The organism is Pseudomonas sp. P5_B2, assembly GCF_056400445.1.
The window spans coordinates 1-6,662 of sequence record NZ_JBFULH010000235.1; the positions used below are offsets into that span (position 1 = coordinate 1).

General features: G+C 59.3%; 3 protein-coding genes. All 3 read right to left on the reverse strand.

What is annotated here, in order from left to right:
• Positions 1-69: 69 nt before the first annotated feature.
• Positions 70-1,488, reverse strand: a complete 1,419-nt coding sequence (locus tag AC1DRJ_RS16930; RefSeq protein ID WP_477803166.1) for an FAD-dependent oxidoreductase — start codon at positions 1,486-1,488, stop codon at positions 70-72.
• Positions 1,489-1,612: 124 nt separating this feature from the next.
• Entirely contained in the window at positions 1,613-6,058 is a 4,446-nt protein-coding gene (gene gltB, locus AC1DRJ_RS16935; protein WP_477803167.1) for a glutamate synthase large subunit, read from the reverse strand.
• A 350-nt stretch (positions 6,059-6,408) separates the two neighbouring features.
• Positions 6,409-6,662, reverse strand: a 254-nt coding sequence (locus tag AC1DRJ_RS16940; RefSeq protein ID WP_477803168.1) for an SPOR domain-containing protein, incomplete at its 5' end; no start/stop codon positions are given.

Consider the following 6,662-nt stretch of genomic DNA (forward strand, 5'->3'; position numbering starts at 1 on the left):
AACCGAGGTGATGCTATCGCCGGCAGGCCAGCTCCCACAGGTATTGCATTCCAATCTATTGGAAAGTGATCAGACGCCCAGGTAATCCAGGATCCCTTCGGCGGCATTACGGCCTTCGAAGATCGCCGTCACCACCAGGTCAGAACCGCGAACCATGTCGCCACCGGCGAAGATTTTCGGGTTGCTGGTTTGGTGCTTGTACTTGCCTTGTTCCGGGGCTACAACTCGGCCCTGGCTGTCGGTCTGGATGTCGAACTGCTCGAACCATGGCGCCGGGCTTGGGCGGAAACCGAACGCGATGACCACGGCGTCAGCCGGGATGATCTCTTCGGAACCCGGAATCGGCTCAGGGCTGCGACGGCCACGGGCGTCCGGTTCGCCGAGACGGGTCTCGACCACTTTCACGCCTTCGACGCGGTCTTCACCGACGATGGCGATTGGCTGGCGGTTGTAGAGAAACTTCACGCCTTCTTCCTTGGCGTTCTTCACTTCTTTACGCGAGCCCGGCATGTTCGCTTCGTCACGACGATACGCACAGGTCACCGATTTGGCGCCCTGACGRATCGAMGTRCGGTTGCAGTCCATYGCCGTGTCGCCGCCGCCSAGWACCACAACYTTCTTGCCTTTCATGTCGACGAAATCTTCCGGCGACTTTTCAAAGCCCAGGTTGCGRTTGACGTTRGCGATCAGGAAGTCSAGCGCRTCRTRMACGCCCGGCAGGTCCTCACCGGCAAAGCCGCCCTTCATGTAGGTGTAGGTRCCCATGCCCATGAACACAGCATCGTATTCTTCGAGCAGTTGCTCGACGGTCACGTCCTTGCCCACTTCGGTGTTCAGACGGAACTCGATGCCCATACCGGTAAAGACTTCGCGGCGATTGCTCAGCACGGTCTTTTCCAGCTTGAACTCGGGGATGCCGAAGGTCAGCAGACCACCGATTTCCGGGTTCTTGTCGAACACCACCGGGGCCACGCCGCCACGTACCAGGACGTCGGCACAGCCAAGGCCGGCCGGGCCCGCACCGATGATCGCGACACGCTTGCCGGTCGGCTTGACCTTGGACATGTCCGGGCGCCAGCCCATGGCGAACGCGGTGTCGGTGATGTACTTCTCGACCGAACCGATGGTCACCGCGCCGAAGCCGTCGTTGAGGGTGCAGGCACCCTCGCACAGACGGTCTTGCGGGCATACCCGGCCGCAGACTTCCGGCAGGGTGTTGGTCTGGTGCGACAGCTCGGCGGCCTGAAGGATGTTGCCTTCGGCCACCAGTTTCAGCCAATTGGGAATGAAGTTGTGCACCGGGCACTTCCATTCGCAATACGGGTTACCGCAACCCAGGCAGCGGTGGGCCTGATCGGCCGAATGCTGGGGTTTGAAGGGTTCGTAGATCTCCACGAACTCTTTCTTGCGTTGACGCAACAGTTTCTTCTTCGGATCTTTGCGCCCGACATCGATGAACTGGAAGTCGTTATTCAGACGTTCAGCCATTGTTAAAACCTCTCAACAGCAGCTCGAAGCTACACGCTTCAAGCTGCAAGACAATCACGGTGGCAGGCACTTCGCGCACTGCTGTTAACTTGCGGCTTGAAGCTTGCCGCTTGCAGCTGCGTCGTTACTGCGGACTGGCACGAGTACTGGAGAGCAACGTTTTCAAGCTCGCCGCCTTAGGTTTGACGAGCCAGAAACGACGCAAATAGTCATCGAGGTTTTCAGCGAGGTTACGACCCCATTCGCTGTCGGTTTCCTCGACGTATTCGTTCAGCACGCGTTGCAGGTGGCTGCGATAGGCTTCCATCGCTTCACCGCTGATCCGCTGGATTTCCACCAGTTCGTGGTTGACCCGGTCAACGAAGGAGTTGTCCTGGTCGAGCACGTAGGCGAAACCGCCGGTCATGCCTGAGCCGAAGTTGTAACCGGTCTTGCCCAGTACGCAGACGAAACCACCGGTCATGTACTCGCAGCAGTGATCGCCAGTGCCTTCCACAACCGTGTGGGCACCGGAGTTACGCACGGCAAAACGCTCGCCTGCGGTACCGGCGGCGAACAACTTGCCGCCGGTGGCGCCGTACAGGCAGGTGTTGCCGATGATGGCACTGTCCTGAGTCTTGTAGACGCTACCCTTCGGCGGAACGATAACCAGCTTGCCGCCGGTCATGCCTTTGCCGACGTAGTCGTTGGCGTCGCCTTCCAGGTACATGTTCAAGCCGCCGGCGTTCCACACGCCGAAGCTCTGACCAGCCGTCCCTTTGAAGCGGAAGGTGACCGGCGCGTTCGCCATGCCTTGGTTACCGTGCTTGCGTGCGATTTCGCCGGAGATCCGTGCGCCGATCGAACGATCGCAGTTGCAGATATCCAGGGCAAAATCAGCGCCGCTCATGTCGTTGATGGCTGAGGTGGCCAAGTCGACCATTTTCTCGGCCAGCAGGCCCTTGTCGAACGGCGGGTTGCGCTCAACCTGACAGAATTGAGGCTTGTCTGCCGGGATGTGATCGCTGCCGAGCAACGGGGTCAGGTCCAGGTGTTGCTGCTTGGCGGTCTGGCCTTCGAGGATTTCCAGCAGATCGGTGCGACCGATCAGCTCTTCGAGGGAGCGCACGCCCAGCTTGGCCAGCCACTCACGGGTTTCTTCGGCGACGTAGGTGAAGAAATTCACCACCATGTCGACGGTGCCGATGTAGTGATCCTTGCGCAGCTTCTCGTTCTGAGTCGCAACGCCGGTGGCGCAGTTGTTCAGATGGCAAATACGCAGGTATTTGCAGCCCAGCGCGATCATTGGTGCGGTGCCGAAGCCGAAGCTTTCAGCGCCGAGGATCGCAGCCTTGATCACGTCGAGGCCGGTTTTCAGGCCGCCGTCGGTCTGCACCCGGACTTTGCCGCGCAGGTCGTTGCCGCGCAGGGTCTGGTGGGTTTCGGCCAGGCCGAGCTCCCACGGAGCGCCCGCGTATTTGATCGAGGTCAGCGGCGATGCGCCGGTGCCGCCGTCGTAGCCGGAGATGGTGATCAAGTCCGCATAGGCCTTGGCCACACCGGCGGCGATGGTGCCGACACCCGCTTCTGCAACCAGCTTCACCGAAACCAGCGCCTTCGGGTTGACTTGTTTCAGGTCGAAAATCAGCTGCGACAAGTCTTCAATCGAATAGATGTCGTGGTGCGGCGGTGGCGAAATCAAGGTCACGCCCGGCACTGCGTAACGCAGCTTGGCGATCAGGCCGTTGACCTTGCCGCCTGGCAGCTGACCACCTTCGCCGGGCTTGGCGCCCTGAGCGACTTTGATCTGCAGCACTTCAGCGTTGACCAGGTATTCCGGGGTCACACCAAAGCGGCCAGTCGCAACCTGCTTGATTTTCGAGCTCTTGATGGTGCCGTAGCGTGCTGGATCTTCGCCGCCTTCACCGGAGTTGGAACGCGCACCGAGGCGGTTCATGGCTTCGGCCAGGGCTTCGTGAGCTTCAGGCGACAGCGCGCCCAGCGAGATACCCGCGGAGTCGAAGCGCTTGAGCACCGACTCCAGTGGCTCGATTTCGCTGATGTCGAGCGGCGTGTCGAGGGTTTTGACCTTGAACATGTCGCGGATCATCGACACCGGACGGTTGTCCACTAGCGACGTGTATTCCTTGAACTTGCTGTAGTCGCCCTGCTGCACAGCGGCTTGCAGGGTGTTGACCACGTCCGGGTTGTAGGCGTGATATTCGCCACCGTGGACGAACTTCAGGAGGCCACCTTGCTGGATCGGCTTGCGCGGGCTCCAGGCTTCGGTAGCCAGGGCTTTCTGTTCGGCTTCGATATCGACGAAGCGCGCACCCTTGATGCGGCTCGGCACACCACGGAAGCTCAGTTCGCACACTTCTTCGGACAGGCCGATGGCTTCGAACAACTGCGCACCGCGATACGACGTGATGGTCGAAATACCCATCTTCGACAAAATCTTGAGCAGGCCTTTGGTGATGCCTTTGCGGTAGTTCTTGAACACCTCATAGAGGTCGCCCAGTACTTCACCGGTACGGATCAGGTCGCCCAGCACTTCGTAAGCCAGGAACGGGTACACCGCCGAAGCGCCGAAACCGATCAACACGGCGAAGTGATGCGGATCGCGAGCGGTCGCGGTTTCCACGAGGATGTTGGAGTCGCAACGCAGACCTTTTTCGGTCAGGCGGTGGTGCACCGCGCCGGTGGCGAGCGAAGCGTGGATCGGCAACTTGCCCGGGGCAATGTGACGGTCACTCAGCACAACCTGGGTTCGACCAGAGCGCACGGCTTCTTCAGCCTGATCGGCAACGTTGCGGATCGCCGCTTCGAGGCCGACGCTTTCGTCGTAGTTCAGATCGATGATTGCCCGTTCGAAGCCCGGACGATCGAGGTTCATCAGCGAGCGCCACTTGGCCGGGGAAATGACCGGCGAGCTGAGGATCACGCGCGAGGCGTGTTCCGGCGACTCCTGGAAGATGTTGCGCTCGGCACCGAGGCAGATCTCCAGCGACATGACGATGGCTTCACGCAGCGGGTCGATCGGCGGGTTGGTCACCTGCGCGAACTGCTGACGGAAATAATCGTACGGCGTACGCACGCGCTGGGAAAGCACGGCCATCGGCGTATCGTCGCCCATCGAGCCCACGGCTTCGTAGCCTTGTTCGCCGAGTGGACGCAGCACCTGATCACGTTCTTCGAAAGTGACCTGGTACATCTTCATGTATTGCTTGAGCTGATCGACGTCATAAAACGCCGAACCGTGGTCGTTGTCTTCCATGGTCGCCTGGATGCGCAGGGCATTCTTGCGCAGCCATTGCTTGTACGGATGACGAGACTTCAGGCGGTTGTCGATCGCATCGGTGTCGAGGATCTGACCGGTTTCGGTGTCCACGGCAAAGATCTGGCCCGGACCCACGCGGCCCTTGGCGATCACGTCTTCAGGCTGGTAGTTCCAGACACCGATTTCCGAGGCCAGGGTGATGAAACCGTTTTTGGTGGTCACCCAACGCGCCGGACGCAGACCGTTACGGTCGAGCAGGCATACCGCGTAGCGACCATCGGTCATTACTACGCCGGCCGGGCCATCCCACGGTTCCATGTGCATCGAGTTGTACTCGTAGAACGCACGCAGATCCGGGTCCATGGTTTCAATGTTCTGCCACGCAGGCGGAATGATCATCCGCACGCCACGGAACAGGTCGATGCCACCGGTGACCATCAATTCCAGCATGTTGTCCATGCTGGAAGAGTCGGAACCCACACGGTTGACCAGTGGGCCGAGTTCTTCCAGGTCCATCAAATCATTGGTGAACTTGGTGCGACGGGCCACGGCCCAGTTGCGGTTGCCGGTGATGGTGTTGATCTCGCCGTTGTGCGCCAGGAAGCGGAACGGTTGAGCCAACGGCCATTTAGGCAGGGTGTTGGTGGAGAAGCGCTGGTGGAACACGCAAATCGAGGTTTGCAGGCGCTCATCGCTGAGGTCTGGATAGAAGGCGGTCAAATCCGCCGGCATCATCAGGCCTTTATAAATGATGGTCTTGTGCGAAAAGCTGCAGATGTAGTGATCGGCGTCGGTGGCGTTGGCCACGGACGAGCGACGACGAGAGGTAAACAGCTTGATCGCCATGTCCTGATCGCTCAGGCCTTCACCGCCGATGAACACTTGTTCGATCTGCGGCAGGCGTTCGAGGGCCAGACGGCCGAGGACGCTCGTGTCGATTGGCACTTTACGCCAGCCGACGAGGGTCAGGCCGGCCGCCAGGATCTCGCGGTTCATGTTCTCGCGAGCGGCTTCGGCTTTGACCGGGTCCTGGTTGAAGAACACCATGCCCACCGCATATTGCTTGGGCAATTCAACGCCGAACGTTTCCTGGGCGATGGCTCGCAGGAACACGTCCGGCTTTTGAATCAGCAGACCGCAACCGTCACCGGTCTTGCCGTCGGCATTAATCCCACCGCGGTGGGTCATGCAGGTCAGGGCCTCGATGGCCGTTTGCAAAAGGGTATGACTGGGCTCGCCCTGCATATGGGCTATCAGGCCGAAACCGCAGTTATCCTTGAATTCATCTGGTTGGTACAGACCTGCTTTCATAGACACTTTCTCACCAGGCTGCCTCTTTTAGAGGCAAATTTCTTTTCAATTCAATCAGTTACCATCCGCGCCGAACGTATGCCAGCTTTGCGGGGGCAAAAGGGAGGTCATTGTACACACCGACACTTAGGCTCACAAATTTGACGACGAACCGTCGCAAATCTATGTCGCATTTGTGAAAGGTTTAAAGCGATCCGCTGTGCTAGTCAAAACTTTTTTAATTTTGACCGCAACGACTCAAAGACTACTGTGACGCAGACGCCACAAGGCACGCGGCCTTGAGAGGCGGCATGCGCTTGCAGAAATTTTGAGGTGCCGGGAGAGGCGGCCTGGGTAAGGCCGCCGAATCTTCAGCGAGTTGTTGCCAGTTCCTGTTGGACGCTGGCGACAGTGCGTGGCCAAGGTTTACCAGCCTGAACCTTCGCTGGCAAGGCCTTGATAGCGGTAACGGCTGCATCGCGGCTGGCGAAGTTACCGTAGGTGATGACGTAAAGCGGCTTGCCGTTGAGCACTTTCTTGAAATAACGGTACTCGCCGCCCTGCTCTTTCACGAAGTTTTGCGCACTCGTTTCGGAGCTGGTGCCGAGAATCTGCACAACGTAAT